The sequence below is a fragment of the Rubrivivax gelatinosus genome (genome assembly GCF_004340905.1).
GTDB lineage: Bacteria > Pseudomonadota > Gammaproteobacteria > Burkholderiales > Burkholderiaceae_C > Rubrivivax > Rubrivivax gelatinosus.
Genome location: NZ_SLXD01000003.1, coordinates 289,680 through 307,708 on the forward strand (window position 1 = coordinate 289,680; position 18,029 = coordinate 307,708).

Consider the following 18,029-nt stretch of genomic DNA (forward strand, 5'->3'; position numbering starts at 1 on the left):
CGTTCCCGGAGAGACCCCGCATGAAACCCATCCAGGTCGGCCTGCTCGGCATCGGCACCGTCGGCAGCGGCACCTTCACGGTGCTCAACCGCAACCAGGAGGAGATCCGGCGCCGCGCCGGGCGCGGCATCGAGATTTCGATGGTCGCCGACCTCGACGTCGAACGTGCGCGCGGCATCGTCGGCGACCGTGCCCGCGTCGTCGCCGATGCGCGCGAGGTCATCGCCAACCCCGAGATCGACATCGTCGTCGAGCTGATCGGCGGCTACGGCATCGCCAAGACGCTGGTGCTGGAGGCGATTGCCGCCGGCAAGCACGTCGTCACCGCCAACAAGGCGCTGCTGGCGGTGCACGGCACCGAGATCTTCGAGGCCGCCCGCGCCAAGGGCGTGATGGTCGCCTTCGAGGCCGCGGTGGCTGGCGGCATCCCGATCATCAAGGCGTTGCGCGAAGGCCTGACGGCCAACCGCATCGAGTGGGTCGCCGGCATCATCAACGGCACGACCAACTTCATCCTCTCGGAGATGCGCTCCAAGGGGCTGGACTTCGCCGCCGTGCTCAAGCAGGCGCAGGCGCTGGGCTACGCCGAGGCCGACCCGACCTTCGACATCGAAGGTGTCGACGCCGCGCACAAGGCGACGATCATGAGCGCCATCGCCTTCGGCGTGCCGGTGCAGTTCGACAAGGCCTATGTCGAGGGCATCACCGCGCTGCAGGCCGCCGACATCCGCTACGCCGAGCAGCTCGGCTACCGCATCAAGCTGCTGGGCATCACCAAGCGCCGCGACGACCTGACGACCGCGCCGGGCGGCGCGGGCGGCATCGAGCTGCGCGTGCACCCGACGCTGGTGCCGTCGCAGCGCCTGATCGCCAACGTCGAAGGCGCGATGAACGCCGTCGTCGTGCAGGGCGACGCCGTCGGCAGCACGCTGTACTACGGCAAGGGCGCCGGTGCCGAGCCGACCGCCAGCGCCGTCATCGCCGACCTGGTGGACATCACCCGGCTGCACACCGCCGACCCCGACCACCGCGTGCCGCATCTGGCTTTCCAGCCGGGTTCGCTGCAGGACACGCCGATCCTGTCCATCGACGAGGTCGTCACCTCTTTCTACCTGCGGCTGCAGGTCGCCGACCAGGCCGGCGTGCTGGCCAGGATCACCGGCATCCTGGCCGAGCACGAAATCTCGATCGACGCCGTGCTGCAGCGCGAGAGTGCCGAGGGCGAGAAGCAGACCGACCTCATCATCCTGACGCACGACACCGTCGAGGGCCGCATGCGCGCCGCGCTGGCGCAGATGCAGGCGCTGCCGACCGTGCTCGCCCCCATCGTGCGCATCCGCAAGGAGGAGCTGAAGTGAAGTACCTCAGCACCCGCGGCGACCGCACGCCGCGCGGCTTCTCCGACATCCTGCTTGAAGGCCTGGCGCCCGACGGTGGCCTGTACCTGCCGACGCACTACCCGCAGGTCGACGCCGCGACGCTCGCGCGCTGGCGCGGGCTGTCCTACGCCGACCTGGCGTTCGAGATCCTGTCGCTTTACATCGACGACATCCCGGCCGCCGACCTGAAGCGGCTGGTGCACGCCACCTACACCGAGCCCGTCTTCGGCACGCCCGAGATCACGCCGCTGAAGCCGCTGGGCGACGGCCTCTGTCTGCAAGCCCTGTCCAACGGCCCGACGCTGGCCTTCAAGGACATGGCGATGCAGCTGCTGGGCCACCTGTTCGAGTACGAACTGGGCCGCCGCGGCGAGACGCTGAACATCCTCGGCGCGACCTCGGGCGACACCGGCAGTGCCGCCGAGTACGCGATGCGCGGCAAGACGGGCGTCAACGTCTTCATGCTGAGCCCCCACGGCCGCATGAGCCCGTTCCAGCAGGCGCAGATGTTCAGCCTGCAGGACGCCAACATCCACAACCTGGCCGTCGAAGGCGTGTTCGACGACTGCCAGGACATCGTCAAGGCCGTCAGCAACGACCTCGAGTTCAAGCGCCGCCACAAGATCGGCACCGTCAACTCGATCAACTGGGCGCGGCTGCTGGCCCAGGTCGTCTACTACTTCGCCGGCTACTTCCAGGCGACGAAGACGAACGACGAACGCGTCAGCTTCGCCGTGCCCTCGGGCAACTTCGGCAACATCTGCGCCGGCCACGTCGCGCGCTCGATGGGCCTGCCGATCCACCGCCTGGTGCTGGCGACCAACGAGAACGACGTGCTCGACGAGTTCTTCCGCACGGGGACTTATCGCGTGCGCGGCGGCGCCGAGACCTTCGAGACCTCGTCGCCGTCGATGGACATCAGCAAGGCGAGCAACTTCGAGCGTTTCGTCTTCGACCTGCTGGGCCGCGACGCGGCGCGCACGCGCGAACTGTTCGGCGCCGGCGTCTCGCAGCAGGGCGGCTTCACGCTGACTGCCGACGAGCACGCGCGCTGCGCCGGCTTCGGCTTCGTCTCGGGCCGCAGCACGCACGCCGACCGCCTGGCGACGATCGCCGCCACCTGGCGCGAGAGCGACGTGCTCGTCGACACCCACACCGCCGATGGCCTGAAGGTCGCACGCGAGCACCGCGACGCCGGCGTGCCGATGATCGTGCTGGAGACCGCGCTGCCGGCCAAGTTCGCCGCGACGATCACCGAGGCGCTGGGCGCCGACGCGCCGGTGCCGCCGCGCCCGGCGGCGCTGGCCGGGCTCGAGGCGCTGCCGCGCCGCTTCACCGTCGTGCCGCCTGACGCGGCGGCGGTCAAGGCCTTCATCGAGGCGCACGCCGGATGAACGCGTCGCAGCCGCTGATCTCGCTGGACGAGGCGCTGGCGCGCCTCGTGGCCGGCGTCGCCCCGCACCGCATCGTCGAGACCGAGTCGGTGCCGACCTCCGACGCGCTGGGCCGCGTGCTGGTGGTCAACGTGCTGTCGATGCTGGACGTGCCGCCCGGCGACAACAGCTCGATGGACGGCTGGGCGGTCAACACCGCCGACGTGCCGGCCGCCGGCACCGTGCTGCCGGTCTCGCAGCGCATCCCGGCCGGCGTCGTCGGCCAGCCGCTGCGCCGCGGCACCGCCGCACGCATCTTCACCGGCGCGCAGATCCCCGCCGGCGCCGACGCCGTCGTCATGCAGGAGCGCTGCGAAGCGATCCCCGGCGACGGCCTGGGCGCGGTGCGCATCGACGAGCTGCCGGCCTTCGGCCAGTGGATCCGCCGCCGCGGCGAAGACGTGCTGCACGGCGCCATCGTGCTGCACAAGGGCAGCCGGCTGACGCCGCAGGGCCTGGGCCTGGCGGCCTCGGTCGGCGCGGCGACGCTGGCCGTCTGCCGCCGCCCGCGCGTGGCGCTGTTCTCCACCGGCGACGAGCTGGTGATGCCCGGCGAGCCGCTGAAACCCGGCGCGATCTACAACTCCAACCGCTACACGCTGCGCGGCCTGCTGCAGGCCGGCGGCTGCGAGGTCACCGACCTGGGCATCGTGCCCGACCGCCTGGACGCCACCTGCACGGCGCTGGAGCGTGCGGCGCGTTTCCACGACCTGATCCTCACCAGCGGCGGCGTCTCGGTCGGCGAGGAAGACCACCTGAAGGCGGCGATCGAGGTCCAGGGCACGCTCGAGCACATGCAGATGGCGATCAAGCCGGGCCGGCCGCTGGCGTTTGGCACGGTGCGCCGCGACGACGGCACGTCGGCGCTGGTCGTCGGCCTGCCGGGCAACCCGGTGTCGAGCTTCGTCACCTACCTGCTCTGCGTGACGACGGTGCTGCGTGCGATGCAGGGCGCGCCGGCAGAGCTGCCGGCCGGGCTGCCGCTGCGCGCCGACTTCGACTGGCCGCGCCCGGACCGGCGGCGTGAGTTCCTGCGTGTGCGCCTGAACGATCAGGGCGGCCTGGATCTCTTCCCCAACCAGGGTTCCGGCGTGCTGACCTCAGCCGCCTGGGCCGACGGCCTCGTGGATATCCCGGCGGGCCAACGCGTCGTTTGCGGCGAAACGGTACGCTATCTGCCGTTATCCGAACTGATCGCCCGATGAAGATCCAAGTGCGCTACTTCGCCTCGCTGCGCGAGGCGCTCGGCCCCGGCGAGACCGTCGAGCTGCCCGAGGTCTCGACGCTCGGCGGGCTGCGCGACGGCCTGGCCGCACGCGGCGGCCCCTATGCCGACGTGCTGGCGCGCGGGCGAGCGGTGCGTTGCGCACTCAACCAGGTGATGAGCGACGAGGCGGCCGTCGTGCGCGACGGCGCCGAGGTGGCCTTCTTCCCGCCGGTGACCGGCGGCTGACCGTGACGCGCGTCGCGATCCAGAACGAAGACTTCGACGTCGGCTCGCTGTTCCAGGCGCTGCACGCCGCCGATGCCGGCACCGGCGCGGTGGTCGGTTTCGTCGGAACCGTGCGCGGCCGTGACGGCGTTCACGACGTCCAGGCGCTGGAACTGGAACACTACCCGGGCATGACCGAACAGGCCATCGAGGCCATGATCGACGCGGCCGTCGGCCGTTTCGGCCTGCGTGCCGCGCGTGTCGTGCACCGTGTCGGCCGCCTGGCGGCCGGCGAGAACATCGTCTTCGTCGGCGTCGCTGCTCCGCACCGGCGGGCCGCTTTCGAAGGCTGCGAATTCCTGATGGACTATCTGAAGACCCAGGCGCCGTTCTGGAAGAAGGAAACGACGCCCGAAGGCACGCGCTGGGTCGACGCCCGCGCCGCCGACGACGCGGCGCTGGCCCGCTGGGGCCTGGACTCGGACAACGCCGCGAACGCCTGATGCAAGCCCTGGACCCCTCCGACCCCAAGCAGCTGCGCCGCGCGCTGGGCCACTTCGCCACCGGCGTCACGCTGGTCACCTGCACCGACGCCGACGGCCAGCGTGTCGGCCTGACCGTCAGCTCCTTCCAGGCCGTCTCGCTGGACCCGCCGCTGGTGCTGTGGTCGCTGCGCGAGGCCAGCCCCAGCCTGCCGGCCTTCCGCCAGGCCGGGCACTTCGCCGTCAACGTGCTGGCCGAGGCCCAGCTCGGGCTGTCGCGGCGTTTCGCCTCGCCGGTGCCCGACAAGTTCGGCGAAGGCGACTGGCACGCAGGCGAGGGCGGCGCGCCGGTGCTCGCCGGCAGCGCCGCGGTCTTCGAATGCGAGACGGTCTCCACCCAGGCCGCCGGCGACCACGTGCTCTTCATCGGCCGCGTCTGCCGGCTGGCGGATGACCCGGTGGCGCCGCTGCTCTACCAGGGCGGACACTACCGCCGGCTCGGCGCCCCCCTCTGACGCACGCCTCGGCACGCGGCGGCGGGCTTGAAAAGCCGCCGTCCAGCCCGAACTGCGGGGCAACGGAGGATTCCCATGCGTGCTGACAAACTGACGACGGCGTTCCAGCAGGCGCTCGGTGACGCGCAAAGCCTGGCCGTGGCGCGCGACAACCCCTACATCGAGCCCTCGCACCTGCTCGCGGCGATGCTGCAGCAGCCCGACGGCCCCAAGGCGCTGCTCGACCGCGCCGGCGCCAACACCGCCGCGCTGACGATGGCGATGGAGACCGCGATCCGCAACCTGCCCCAGGTGCAGGGTGGCGGCCAGCCGGTGCAGCCCGGGCGCGACCTGATGGCGCTGCTGCAGGCCGCCGACAAGGAAGCCACCAAGCGCGGCGACCAGTTCATCGCCAGCGAGATGTTCCTGCTGGCGCTGGCCGAAGCCAAGACCGACCTCGGCGGCATCGTGCGCGGCCACGGCCTGACCCGCAAGTCGCTGGAAGCGGCCATCGAGGCCGTGCGCGGCGGCCAGAAGGTCGATTCGCCCGAAGCCGAAGGCCAGCGCGAGGCGCTGAAGAAGTACACGCTGGACCTGACCGAACGCGCCCGCCAGGGCAAGCTCGACCCGGTCATCGGCCGCGACGACGAGATCCGCCGCGCGATCCAGGTGCTGCAGCGGCGCAGCAAGAACAACCCGGTGCTGATCGGCGAGCCGGGCGTCGGCAAGACGGCGATCGTCGAAGGCCTGGCGCAGCGCATCGTCAACGGCGAGGTGCCCGAGTCGCTGAAGAACAAGCGCGTGCTGTCGCTGGACATGGCCGGCCTGCTGGCCGGCGCCAAGTACCGCGGCGAGTTCGAGGAGCGGCTGAAGGCGGTGTTGAAGGAGGTGTCGGCCGACGAGGGCCGCATCATCCTGTTCATCGACGAGCTGCACACGATGGTCGGCGCCGGCAAGGCCGAAGGCGCGATCGACGCCGGCAACATGTTGAAGCCCGCGCTGGCGCGCGGCGAGCTGCACTGCATCGGCGCGACCACGCTCGACGAGTACCGCAAGTACGTCGAGAAGGACGCCGCGCTCGAGCGCCGCTTCCAGAAGGTGCTCGTGGACGAGCCCAGCGTCGAGGCCACCGTCGCCATCCTGCGCGGGCTGCAGGAGAAGTACGAGGTGCACCACGGCGTCGAGATCACCGACCCGGCGATCGTCGCCGCGGCCGAACTGAGCCACCGCTACATCACCGACCGTTTCCTGCCCGACAAGGCGATCGACCTGATCGACGAGGCCGCGGCCAAGATCAAGATCGAGATCGACTCCAAGCCCGAGGCGATGGACCGGCTGGAGCGCCGCATGATCCAGCTGAAGATCGAGCGCGAGGCGGTGAAGAAGGAGCAGGACGAAGCCTCGCAGCGCCGGCTCGGCCTCATCGAGGAAGAGCTGCTGAAGCTGCAGCGCGAATACAACGACCTCGAGGAGATCTGGACCGCCGAGAAGGCCCAGGCCCAGGGCAGCGCCCAGGTCAAGGAAGAGATCGACCGCATCAAGTTCCAGATCGAGGAACTCAAGCGCAAGGGCGACTTCAACCGCGTCGCCGAGCTTCAGTACGGCAAGCTGCCGGAGCTCGAGAAGCGCCTGAAGGAAGCCCAGGCCAAGGAGGCCGGCAAGGCCAAGGGCGGCCAGGGCCCGCAGCTGCTGCGCACGATGGTCGGCGCCGAGGAGATCGCCGAGGTCGTCTCGCGCGCCACCGGCATCCCGGTCAGCAAGCTGATGCAGGGCGAGCGCGACAAGCTGCTGCAGATGGAGACGAAGCTGCACGAGCGTGTCGTCGGCCAGGACGAGGCCATCGTCGCGGTGGCCGACGCGATCCGCCGCAGCCGCGCCGGCCTCTCCGATCCGAACCGGCCGCTGGGCAGCTTCCTGTTCCTGGGCCCCACCGGCGTCGGCAAGACCGAGCTGTGCAAGGCGCTGGCCTCGTTCCTGTTCGACAGCGAGGACCACATGATCCGCGTCGACATGAGCGAGTACATGGAGAAGCACTCGGTCTCGCGGCTGATCGGGGCGCCCCCGGGCTACGTCGGCTACGACGAGGGCGGCGCGCTGACCGAGGCGGTGCGGCGCAAGCCCTACAGCGTGCTGCTGCTCGACGAGGTCGAGAAGGCGCATCCGGACGTCTTCAACGTGCTGCTGCAGGTGCTCGACGACGGCCGCCTGACCGACGGCCAGGGCCGCACGGTGGACTTCAAGAACACCGTCATCGTGATGACCAGCAACCTGGGCTCGCATCTGATCATGCAGATGGCCGGGCAGCCTGACGAGCTCGTGCGCGAGGCGGTCTGGGGCGAGGTGAAGAGCCACTTCCGGCCCGAGTTCCTGAACCGCATCGACGAGACGGTGGTCTTCCATGCGCTCGACGAGAAGAACATCGAGGCCATCGCGAAGATCCAGCTGAAGCTGCTCGAGACGCGGCTGGAGAAGCTGGAGATGAAGCTCGAGGTCTCGCCTGCGGCGCTGGCCGAGCTGGCCAAGGTCGGTTTCGACCCGGTGTTCGGCGCGCGGCCGCTCAAGCGCGCGATCCAGCAGCGCATCGAGAACCCGGTCAGCAAGCTGATCCTGCAGGGCCGCTTCGGGCCCAAGGACGTGATCCCGGTGGACGTGGTCGACGGGCAGTTCGGCTTCGAGCGCACGGTGCACTGAAGGGCGCCACGGCCCGAACGACGCCGCCTTCGGGCGGCGTCTTGTTTTGTCAGACCGCCCCGCTGGGCGGCGGCGTGATGCGCTCGAGCTGCATGCGCGCCAGCGTCAGCGCGTTGGCGCTCCCGTGCAGCACCAGATGCAGCACGACGCCGGGGTGCCCCCGCACCGGATGCAGCAGCAGGTGCTGCAGGTCGTAGCTGATCGCCGCCTGCGGGGCCGCCGCACCCAGGCCCAGCGTGCGTGCGGCGCCGGCCATCGCGTCGATCAGCAGCGCGCCCTGGCTGGCCAGGCGCTCGGGCAACGGCGTGCTGCCGGCATGCGCCAGCGCACGCTGCGAAGCGAGATCGAAGATGCAGGCGCTGACGGCGCTCTTCACGCCGACGCAGCGCTGCACGTAGTCGGCCCACAGCGCCGCCTCCGGCGCCGCCACGGGCCGTGCCGGCGCCGACGGCGCCGCCAGCCGGGAGCCCGACATCCCGCTGCTGGCCGGCAGCAGGTCCATCGCCATCGTCGGCGCCTCGGGCAGCGGCACCGGCGGCGCGGGCAGCGCCTGCTCGATGTCGGTGTTCAGCGCGGTCTGGCTGGCCCCGTGGCCGCTCATGCGGTTCCAGGTGCCGCTGATGAAGGACCAGGCGTCGTTCGGCCGTGCCGCCAGCGGCGTGACGCGCACCACGATGCCGCTGGAGCCCATCAGGCGTGCGGCCTGCGCCGCCAGCGTGCCGGCCGAGGCCAGCGGCAGCAGCAGCAGGTCGCGGTTGGGCCAGGGCGCGCGCGCGATCGCGTCCTGCAGCGGCTGCAGCATCGACTGCAGCGCGTGCGCCGGCAGCTCCCCGATCATCAGCACGCCCAGGCGGCTGCGCCCCATCAGCACCAGCGCCAGGGCCTGGCGTGTCTGGGTGTCGGCGTTGAGGTCGGTGGAGTAGATGCGCACGTGGCTGCCATCGGCCAGCGGCACCTCGACGAACTGCATGACGGCGAGCGCGACGCCGTGGCCCTGGCGGCGGATCGTCAGCCGCTGCACGCGTGCGCCAGCGGCACCGGCCAGCGCGCCCAGCAGGTGCAGCGAAGCCTTGGTGCCGACGTCGTGCAGTGTGATGAACTGCGGCGCCTGGCGCTCGAACTGCTGCTGCAGCGCGGTCGCCGGGTCGGTGCTGACGAAAAGCTCGACCTGGTCGTCGGCGATGCGCCGGCCGACGTCGCGCAGGCCCTGCCCCAGGTAGTCCTCGCGGTCGCGCACGATCTGGGTCGCCGGGGCGAGCAGCTCGGCGTTGCGGCTGGACCGGTAGGCCGGCGGCGGCCAGGGCAGGTCGTCTTGGGAGCGGGGCATGGCGCGAGGCTGGGGCCGCCCGGCGGACGGCTCGCGTCATCATAGGTAAAGCAGCGGCCCCGGCCGATCAGGGACTTCGGCTCTAGGGGGGCCTTCAGGTGCTGCCGCGAACGACGGGTTCGTAGCCCCGGTCCATCGACGCCGGCTCGACGGCCTCGCCGCGCATCAGGCGCAGCAGCATCGCCGCCGCGGCGCTGCTCGACGGCCCGGTGGGCCAGAAGGTGATGGCGACGCTGCAGCCCAAGGCCTGACCAACGGCGCCCGGCCGGTGGCCAGGCTGGAAGACCTCGCTGGCATCAAGCTGCGCGTGATGCAGAACCCGGTGTTCCTCGACACCTTCAAGACCCTGGCGCCAACGCGATCCCGCTGCCGTTCTCGGAGCTGTTCAGTGCGCTGGAGACACGCGCCGTCGACGGCCAGGAGAACCCGTACAGCACCATCCTGTCGAGCAAGTTCTACGAGGTGCAGAAGTACCTCACGGTGAGCCACCACGTCGACAGCCCGAGGATCGTCCGCCCAGGTCGGCCAGGACCTCTGGAACGAGACCCAGCAGGAGCTGCAGAAGCTGCGTGGCGGGCGTTGACGACGGCGTCCGGCGCAGGGAGGGCGCGTTCGTAGAATGCCCCTTTCCTCACGGGAACCAGCGGCTCGTCGCGCCGCGCCACCATGTCCACGGATTCCACTGTTCCGGGCACCGCGCCCGTCGTCGTCATCGGGGCCGGCCTGGCCGGGCTCGTCGTCGCGCTGAACACCGCCGACACGCGGCCGGTCATCGTGCTCGCCAAGCGCAGCCTGGGCGAAGGCGCCACCGCCTGGGCGCAGGGCGGCATCGTCGGCGTGCTCGGCCAGGACGACAGCATCGAGTCGCACGTGCGCGACACGCAGGAGGCCGGCGCCGGCCTCGTCGACGAGAACACCGCACGTTTCATTGCCGAGCGCAGCGCCGCGGCGATCGCCTGGCTGGTCGACGCCGGCGTGCCGTTCTCGGTCGACCCCGACGGCCCGCTGGGCCTGCACCTGACGCGCGAAGGCGGCCACGCGGTGCGCCGCATCGCCCACGCCGCCGACGCCACCGGCCGCGCGATCCACGACGCGCTGCTGGCGCGGGCCGCCGCGCACCCCAACATCAGCCTGCGCGAGCGCTGGATGGCGGTCGACCTGATCACCTCGCGCCACCTCAGGCGCGACGAGACGCCGCGCTGCTACGGCGTCTACGCGCTGGACATGGACCGCCGCCGCGTCGAGACGCTGGCGGCCTCGGCCGTGGTGCTGGCCACCGGCGGCCTGGGCAAGGTCTACCGCTACACCAGCAACCCCGACACCGCCACCGGCGACGGCGTCGCGATGGCCTGGCGCGCCGGCTGCCGCGTCGCCAACATGGAGTTCGTGCAGTTCCACCCGACCTGCCTGTACCACCCGCAGGAGCGCAGCTTCCTGATCACCGAGGCGCTGCGCGGCGAAGGCGGCCTGCTGCGCCTGCCCGACGGCACGCGCTTCATGCCGGCGCACGACGATCGTGCCGAGCTCGCGCCGCGCGACATCGTCGCCCGCGCGATCGACTTCGAGATGAAGAAACACGGCCTGGACCACGTGTGGCTGGACGCCACGCACCTGGGCGAGGACTTCCTGAAGTCGCACTTCCCGACGATCCACGCGCGCTGCCTGGAGCTCGGCATCGACATCGCGCGCCAGCCGATCCCGGTGGTGCCGGCCGCGCACTACAGCTGCGGCGGCGTCGTCACCGACCTCGACGGCCGCAGCGACCTGCCCGGGCTGTACGCGATCGGCGAGACTGCCTACACCGGCCTGCACGGCGCCAACCGTCTGGCGAGCAACTCGCTGCTGGAGTGCGCTGTGCTCGGCCGCACCTGCGCCGAGCGCATCCTGGCCACCGACGGCCATCTGCCGGCGCTGCCGCCGCCCTGGGACGAGAGCCAGGTCGAGGACGCCGACGAGGAGGTCGTCATCGCCCACAACTGGGACGAGCTGCGCCTGCTGATGTGGAACTACGTCGGCATCGTGCGCACCACGCGGCGGCTGGAGCGTGCGCTGCACCGCATCAAGCTGCTGCGCGACGAGATCGACGACTACTACGCCAACTTCCGCGTCACGCGCGACCTGCTGGAGCTGCGCAACCTCGTCGGCTGCGCCGAGCTGATCGTGCGCTCGGCGCTGCGCCGCCACGAAAGCCGCGGCCTGCACTTCAGCCGCGACTTCCCGGACACGCTGCCGGTCAGCTTCCCGACGGTGCTGACCCGCCCGGCGAAGAGCCCCAAACGCTGATCAGCCCAGGCGGAAGCCCCGCACGACGCCGGCCAGGCGCTCGGCCTGCTCGTGCAGCGACTGCGCGGCGGCCGCCGACTGCTCGACCAGCGCCGCGTTCTGCTGCGTCGCGCGGTCGAGTTCGCCGACCGCGGCGTCGGCCTGCACGATCTCCTCATGCTGCGCCGCCGCGGCGGCGGTGATCTCGCCGATCGTGTCGTTGACCCGCTGCACGCCGGCGACCAGTTCCTCCATCGTGCGGCCGGCCTCGGCCACCAGCGCGGCGCCGTTCTCGACCTTGTCGACCGAGGCGCCGATCAGGCCCTTGATCTCGCGTGCCGCCGCTGCCGAACGCTGCGCCAGCGCGCGCACCTCGCTGGCGACGACGGCGAAGCCGCGGCCTTCCTCGCCGGCGCGCGCCGCTTCCACTGCCGCGTTGAGCGCCAGGATGTTGGTCTGGAAGGCGATGCCGTCGATGACGCCGGTGATGTCGGCGATGCGGTGCGAGGCCTGGTTGATCTCGTCCATCGTCGTCACGACTCGCTGCACCACCACGCCGCCGCGCGCGGCGACCTCGGCGGCGCGGGTCGCCAGATCGTGCGCGACACGCGCCGAGTCGGCGCTCTCGCGGCCGGTGCCGGTGATCTGCTGCATCGCGCTGGCGGCGCGCTGCAGGCTGGCGGCGGTCTGCTCGGTGCGTGCCGACAGGTCGGCGTTGCCGCCGGCGATCTCGCCCGCGGCGACGTGAACCGAGTCGCTGGCGTCGCGGATCTGGCGCACCGCCAGCTCGATCTTGGCGACGAAGGCGTTGAAGTGGCGTGCGATGCTCGCGAGTTCGTCGCCGCCGTCGCTGGGCAGGCGCCGGCTCAGGTCGCCGTCGCCCGAGGCGGCTTCGGCCATCGCGTGTTCCAGCGCCTGCAGGCGGCGCAACTGGCGGCCCAGCGTCCAGGCCAGCAGCAGCACGGCCAGCACCGTCACCACCAGGCTGGCGGTCACTGAGCGCCACAGCGCGGCGCTGGCGCCGGCCAGGGCTTCGTCGCGGTCCAGTGCCAGCACCAGCAGCCAGTCGGTGCCTGCGATCGGCTCGGCGCGCACCAGGCGTGCCTGGCCGGCGATCTCAAGCTCGGCCAGGCCGTCCTGCCCGGCCAGCGACGCCAGCGCCTCGGGCGCCAGGCCCGCGGACAGTTCGGCCGCCGGCTTCAGGACCCGCGCCGCGTCCTCGTGCACGACCACCTGGCCGGTGCGCGAGACGATGAAGGCGCCGGTGCCCGGCGTCGGCCGGATCGAGCCGACGACGCGCACGACGCCGTCCATGAACACGTCGCCCGCGACGACCGCCTGGCCGCCTGTCACCGCCTGGGCGAAGGTGACGACGAGCTTCTTCGTCGCCGCGTCCAGGTAGGGCGCGGTCAGCACCGGCCGGCCGGCGGCGGCCGTGGCCTGCTGGTACCAGGGGCGTGCGGTCGGGTCGTAACCGGGCGGCAGGTCCTGCGGCTTGGAGAAGAGGATGCGCCGGTCGGCGTGGCCGACGTAGGTGGTGTCGAAGCCGCCGGCGGCTTCGGCCTGCTGCAGCGCCGGCAGCGGGTCGGCGGCCGCGGCACTGCCGGCCATCGAGCTCACGACCTGCTGATGCTGCGCGACCCAGCCGCCGATGTCGGCGGCGTGCGCGCGCGCCAGCGCGCTGCTCTGGGTGCCGAGCTGCTGCAGCGCCTCGGTGCGGGCGCCGATCGCGTTGACGACGGTCAGACCGGCCAGGCCGGCGAGGACGAGGCCCGCGGTGGTCGCGACGAGTCGCGCGCGCAGCGAGGCCGAGCGAAAGTACTTCATCGGTCCAGAGGTGAAGGGTGGGACGGAGCCCGGTGGGCTACGGGTTAACCCCGATATCGACCGATGGCCGCGCGACTGAAGCGCGGGCGGCGACGCCGTCGGGCGCCGCCTGCGTCAGATCAACTGCGGGCGCGCATCGCCACCCGGGCCTGGACGAAGCCGAAGGCGAAGTCCACCGCCTCGGCGATCTGGCGCTCGCTGTCTTCGCGCTCGCGTTCGCTCAGGTAGAAGGAAAAGTCCACGGCGTGGCGGATGTAGCGCGGCTGCAGCCGGTTCAGCGCGACGCAGGCGACGTCGGCCAGCAGCTCGCCGTTGCCGGCCAGCCCCGGGTGCGCCGGGGCCGCGGCCAGCACGGCCTCGAAGACGGCGTTCTCGTTGTGGTTGTGGATCGACGTGAAATCGACGCTCATCGGGAGGCCTCGCGCTGGTTTTCGTGCTTGCGGTTTATCGGCCGCGGCGCGCCGGACTTGAGGCCGCGGCGATCAGAACTCTTCGACGACCCGCATCGAGAAGTCGACCGCCCTGACGTCCTTGGTCAGCTTGCCGATCGAGATGCGGTGCACGCCGGTGGCCGCGATGGCGCGCAGCTGCTCAAGCTGCACGCTGCCCGAGACCTCCAGCAGCGCGCGGCCGGCGTTGATCGCCACCGCCTCGCGCATGCGCTCGAGCTCGAAGTTGTCCAGCAGCACGCTGGTCGCGCCGGCGGCCAGCGCTTCGCGCAGCTGCTCCAGCGTCTCGACCTCGATCTGGATCTCGACGCCGGCGTTCAGCGCCCGCGCGTTGGCCAGCACCTGGCTGACGCCGCCGGCCGCGGCGATGTGGTTCTCCTTGATCAGGATGCCGTGCCACAGCGCCAGGCGCTGGTTGCGGCCGCCGCCGACGCGCACCGCGTACTTCTGCGCCTGGCGCAGGCCGGGAATGGTCTTGCGCGTGTCCAGGATGGCGCAGCCGTCGGGCAGCGGCGAGGCGCCGGCCACCGCCTCGACGTGGCGGCGGGCCTCGGTGGCGGTGCAGGACAGCAGCTGGATGAAGTTCAGCGCCGGGCGTTCGGCGGCCAGCAGCGCACGCGCCCGGCCCTCGATCTCGACGATGGGCGCGTCGGGCACCATCCACTCGCCTTCTTCGACCCGCCAGGCGATGCGCGCCTCGGGGTCCAGCGTGCGCACGACAGCGTCGAACCAGTCGCGGCCGCAGAGCACGGCGCGTTCGCGCGCGATGACACGCGCCTTCACGCGGCGTTCGGCCGGCACCAGCATGCCGGTCCAGTCGCCGTCGCCCAGGTCCTCGGCGATCGCGTCGCGCACGTTGCGCTCGCGCGCGATCTCCAGCGTCTCGTTCATGCAGCCCCCACGTTCGGAACAAATCCTTGCGCCGGCTTCGCGACGGCCGCCGGATGGCGCTGCACGAAGTCCAGCATGCGTTCGATGCAGCCCAGCGCCTGGGCGCGTGTCGTCTCGGGCACGTGGATCTCGCCGGCACCGTGCTCCAGGCAGGCGAGCACGCCCTGCAGCGCGTTCATCGCCATCCACGGGCAGTGCGCGCAGCTCTTGCAGGTGGCGCTGTTGCCGGCGGTCGGCGCCTCGATCAGCGTCTTGCCCGGCGCCAGCTGGCGCATGCGGTGCAGGATGCCGTTGTCGGTGGCGACGATGTAGGCCGGCGCGTCGCCGCGGATCACCGCATTGAGCAGCTGCGAGGTGCTGCCGACGACGTCGGCCTGCGCGACCACCGAGGCCGGCGACTCCGGGTGCACCAGCACCATCGCGCCCGGGTGCTCATGCTTCAGCAGGTCCAGCTCCAGGCCCTTGAACTCGTCGTGCACGATGCAGGCGCCGTTCCACATCAGCATGTCGGCGCCGGTCTGCTCCTGGATGTAGCGGCCCAGGTGGCGGTCGGGCGCCCAGAGGATCTTGCGGCCCTGGTTCTTGAGGTGTTCGACGATCGCCAGCGCGCAGGAGCTGGTCACCATCCAGTCGGCGCGCGCCTTCACCGCGGCGCTGGTGTTGGCGTAGACGACGACCTCGCGCTCGGGGTGGGCGTCGCAGAACGCGGCGAACTCGTCGGCCGGGCAGCCCAGGTCCAGCGAGCAGGTGGCGTCCAGGTCGGGCATCAGCACGCGTTTGCCGGGCGACAGGATCTTGGCGCTCTCGCCCATGAAACGCACGCCGGCGACGACCAGCGTCTTCGCGGCGTGGTCGCGGCCGAAACGCGCCATCTCCAGCGAGTCGGCGACGATGCCGCCGGTGGCCAGCGCCAGGTCCTGCAGCTCGCCATCCACGTAGTAGTGGGCCACCAGCACCGCGTCGCGGGCCTTCAGCAGCTCGGCGATGCGCGCCTTGGCGGCTTCGCGTTCGGCCGGCGGCAGCGCGGCGGGCACCTTGGCCCAGGCGTGCGCGGTGCAGCTGGCGCCGCTGGCGTCCTGGCGGGTGTAGTCGTAGACGATCTCGTCGGTGTCCATCGATGTCTCTCGTGCGGCCTGAGGCCGCTGCAGAGGCCAGATTGTGGCCGTTGCCCGGGAGTCAACCCGCCTCAGGCGGATCAGCCCGCGTTGAAGAAGCGGCTGGGCGGCATGCCGACCGCGCGCCGCACCATCGCGCTGAAGGCGCTGGGGCTGGCGTAACCGAGTTCGGCGGCGATGTGGGCCATCGGCCGGCGTGCCGCGGCCATCGACAGCGCCTTGGCCAGCAGCACCTGCTGGCGCCAGGCGGCGAAGCTGGTGTCCAGCTCCTGGCGGAACAGGCGTGCGACGGTGCGCACGCTGGCGCCGGCCTCCTGCGCCCAGCCGTCCAGGCCGTCGTGGCGCGCCGGGTCCTCGATGACGGCCTCGCACAGCGCACGCAGGCGCTTGTCGGCCGGCAGGCGCACGCCCAGCGGCAGCGGGCGCGCGCGCGCCAGCTCGTCCTGCAGCAGCGCGGCCAGGCACTGTTCGCGTGCCGGCTCCTGCACCACCGCTTCGTCGGCCAGCTGCGCCACCAGCTCGCGCAGCAGCGGCGAGGCTTCGAGCACGCGGCAGCGGCCCCAGTCGCCGGCGGCCGTGCCGGCCAGCGGCCGCGGGCCGCTCAGTTCGTCCTGCAGCACGTACATCGTCACCAGCTCGGCGTCCTCGACGACCGAGACGAAGTGCTCGACGTCGGGCGGCACCCAGACGACACGCGTGGGCGGCACGATGAAGGTGTGGTCGGGCACCGTCAGGCGCACGACGCCGGTGGCCGAGAACGCCACCTGCGCCCACGGGTGGCGGTGCGGCACGATGCGTGTGGCCGCGCTCAGGCGGCGCTTGCGTACCCAGACCGGGTGGGCGGCGCTGGGCGCGTGCACCGCCGGGTCCAGCGGCAGTTCGCTGCGCGAGGCGCGGGGGCGGGCAGGGCGTGGCACGAATTCGACAGAAGTTGGCCGACCATCGTAACTGCGCCGCGAAGCGCGCCGTTACGCTGCGCCGCATGACCCCGACCGCCATCACGTCCGCCGGCGACGCACGCCGCGACGTCGCGACCATCTCGCTGATCGGCCTCGCGCACGGCAGCTCGCACTTCTTTCACCTGCTGCTGCCGCCGATGTTCCCGGCCTTCATCCGCGACTTCGGCCTCAGTTACTCCGAACTCGGGCTGCTGGTGACGGTGTTCTTCGTCGTCTCGGGCATCGGCCAGGCGCTGGCGGGCTTCGTCGTCGACCGCATCGGCGCGCGCCCGGTGCTCTACGGCGCGATGGCGTGTTTCGTCGCCGGCTCGCTGGCGGCGGCCGCGGCCCAGGGTTTCGCCGGCCTGGCGCTGGCCGCGGTGCTGGCCGGGCTGGGCAACGCGCCGCTGCACCCGGCGGACTTCACGATCCTCAACCGGCGCGTCTCGCCGCAGCGCCTGGGCCACGCGTTCTCGGTGCACGGCATCAGCGGCAACCTCGGCTGGGCGCTGGCACCGGTGTTCCTGATCGGGCTGACGACGGCCTTCGGCTCCTGGCGCGCCGCCTACCTGGGCTGCGCCGTGCTGGCCGCGGCGGTGCTGGCGCTCTTGGTGCTGCGCCGCGACCTGATCGACGACCACCACCAGGCCCACGTCGCCGCCACGCGCAGCGCCGCGGCCGGCGGCGGCGAGCACCCGATGGCCTTCCTGAAACTGCCCAGCGTCTGGCTGTGCTTCTCGTTCTTCTTCTGGACGACGGTGGCGCTGGCGGCGATCCAGAGCTTCGCCAGCCCGGCGCTGGGCCGCATGTACGGTCTGCCGCTGGAGGCCACCGCCTTCGTCGTCACCGGCTACATGCTGGCCAGCGCCGCCGGCATGATCGTCGGCGGCTTCCTCGTCGACCGCACCGAACGCCTGGAACGCATCATCGCCGCGGCGATGGCGCTGGCCGCGGCGATGCTGCTGCTGGTGGCCAGCGGCTGGCTGCCGGGCATGGTGGCGTTGGCGGTGGCGTCGCTGGCCGGTTTCGGCACCGGGCTGGCCGGGCCCTCGCGCGACATGCTGATCAAGCGCGCCGCGCCGCCGGGCGCCACCGGGCGTGTCTACGGCACCGTCTACTCGGGGCTGGACACCGGCAACGCGATGGCGGCGCCGGTGTTCGGCGCGCTGATGGACGCCGGCCTGCCGCAAACGGTGTTCGGCGGCTCGGCCGTGGCGATGGCGCTGGGCGTGCTGTCGGCGTCCTTTGTCGGCCTAGCGGTGCACCGGCGGCGGCTGGCGCTGGCTTGAGCGCGGCCGCGGCGGCGTTA

Annotated in this window: 15 protein-coding genes and 1 pseudogene; 10 read left to right on the plus strand and 6 right to left on the minus strand. The window is 71.8% G+C overall.

Going from position 1 to position 18,029, the window contains the following annotated elements; genetic code table 11:
* The first annotated feature begins 20 nt into the window (after window positions 1-20).
* The 7 genes from EV684_RS06875 (at window position 21) to clpB (ending at window position 7,911) form a co-directional block, all read left to right on the plus strand.
* Window positions 21-1,358 carry a homoserine dehydrogenase gene (locus tag EV684_RS06875; RefSeq protein ID WP_132645521.1) on the plus strand — a complete coding sequence of 446 codons (1,338 nt, stop codon included), beginning with the start codon at window positions 21-23 and terminating at the stop codon, window positions 1,356-1,358.
* Entirely contained in the window at window positions 1,355-2,773 is a 1,419-nt protein-coding gene (gene thrC / locus EV684_RS06880) for a threonine synthase (protein WP_132645523.1), read from the plus strand. Before EV684_RS06875 ends, thrC begins: the two co-directional genes overlap by 4 nt.
* The gene (locus EV684_RS06885) at window positions 2,770-4,017 is read left to right on the plus strand and encodes a molybdopterin molybdotransferase MoeA (RefSeq protein WP_132645525.1); all 1,248 of its coding nucleotides are present in this window, start codon (window positions 2,770-2,772) and stop codon (window positions 4,015-4,017) included. The genes thrC and EV684_RS06885 overlap by 4 nt, the downstream gene beginning before the upstream one ends.
* A complete protein-coding gene (locus EV684_RS06890) occupies window positions 4,014-4,265 on the plus strand; it encodes a MoaD/ThiS family protein (RefSeq protein WP_132645527.1) in 252 nt (83 codons plus the stop codon). Before EV684_RS06885 ends, EV684_RS06890 begins: the two co-directional genes overlap by 4 nt.
* A 2-nt stretch (window positions 4,266-4,267) precedes the next feature.
* Window positions 4,268-4,747 (plus strand): molybdopterin synthase catalytic subunit MoaE, encoded by a 480-nt coding sequence (gene moaE, locus EV684_RS06895; RefSeq protein ID WP_132645529.1) that lies wholly within the window; start codon window positions 4,268-4,270, stop codon window positions 4,745-4,747.
* On the plus strand, window positions 4,747-5,241 hold the full coding sequence (locus EV684_RS06900; RefSeq protein ID WP_132645531.1) for a flavin reductase family protein: 495 nt from the start codon (window positions 4,747-4,749) through the stop codon (window positions 5,239-5,241). The genes moaE and EV684_RS06900 overlap by 1 nt, the downstream gene beginning before the upstream one ends.
* A 75-nt stretch (window positions 5,242-5,316) precedes the next feature.
* Entirely contained in the window at window positions 5,317-7,911 is a 2,595-nt protein-coding gene (gene clpB, locus EV684_RS06905) for an ATP-dependent chaperone ClpB (protein WP_132645533.1), read from the plus strand.
* A 49-nt stretch (window positions 7,912-7,960) separates the two neighbouring features.
* Here the strand turns inward: clpB and EV684_RS06910 are convergent, their stop codons facing one another.
* Window positions 7,961-9,238: a hypothetical protein gene (locus EV684_RS06910; RefSeq protein WP_132645535.1), complete on the minus strand. Its 1,278-nt coding sequence runs from the start codon at window positions 9,236-9,238 to the stop codon at window positions 7,961-7,963.
* A 155-nt stretch (window positions 9,239-9,393) separates the two neighbouring features.
* Here EV684_RS06910 and dctP point away from each other — a divergent pair.
* Both dctP and nadB read left to right on the plus strand, forming a co-directional pair.
* Window positions 9,394-9,751, plus strand: a pseudogene (gene dctP / locus EV684_RS06915) (TRAP transporter substrate-binding protein DctP); the annotation flags it as partial.
* A 153-nt stretch (window positions 9,752-9,904) separates the two neighbouring features.
* A complete protein-coding gene (gene nadB, locus EV684_RS06920) occupies window positions 9,905-11,521 on the plus strand; it encodes an L-aspartate oxidase (protein WP_132645537.1) in 1,617 nt (538 codons plus the stop codon).
* Here nadB and EV684_RS06925 read toward each other — a convergent pair whose 3' ends face one another.
* The 5 genes from EV684_RS06925 to EV684_RS06945 form a co-directional block, all read right to left on the minus strand.
* A complete protein-coding gene (locus EV684_RS06925; RefSeq protein ID WP_132645539.1) occupies window positions 11,522-13,327 on the minus strand; it encodes a methyl-accepting chemotaxis protein in 1,806 nt (601 codons plus the stop codon). It abuts the gene before it with no gap.
* Window positions 13,328-13,446: 119 nt separating this feature from the next.
* A complete protein-coding gene (locus tag EV684_RS06930) occupies window positions 13,447-13,737 on the minus strand; it encodes a late competence development ComFB family protein (protein ID WP_132645542.1) in 291 nt (96 codons plus the stop codon).
* A gap of 72 nt (window positions 13,738-13,809) precedes the next feature.
* Window positions 13,810-14,667, minus strand: a complete 858-nt coding sequence (gene nadC / locus EV684_RS06935) for a carboxylating nicotinate-nucleotide diphosphorylase (RefSeq protein WP_132645544.1) — start codon at window positions 14,665-14,667, stop codon at window positions 13,810-13,812.
* Entirely contained in the window at window positions 14,664-15,782 is a 1,119-nt protein-coding gene (nadA, locus tag EV684_RS06940) for a quinolinate synthase NadA (RefSeq protein ID WP_132645546.1), read from the minus strand. Before nadA ends, nadC begins: the two co-directional genes overlap by 4 nt.
* Window positions 15,783-15,862: 80 nt before the next feature.
* Window positions 15,863-16,699: an AraC family transcriptional regulator gene (locus EV684_RS06945; protein ID WP_132645548.1), complete on the minus strand. Its 837-nt coding sequence runs from the start codon at window positions 16,697-16,699 to the stop codon at window positions 15,863-15,865.
* 65 nt (window positions 16,700-16,764) lie between these two features.
* Between EV684_RS06945 and EV684_RS06950 the strand changes: the two genes are divergently transcribed.
* Window positions 16,765-18,009, plus strand: coding sequence for an MFS transporter (locus EV684_RS06950; RefSeq protein WP_132645550.1), 1,245 nt, complete (start codon window positions 16,765-16,767; stop codon window positions 18,007-18,009).
* The last annotated feature ends 20 nt before the right edge of the window (window positions 18,010-18,029 follow it).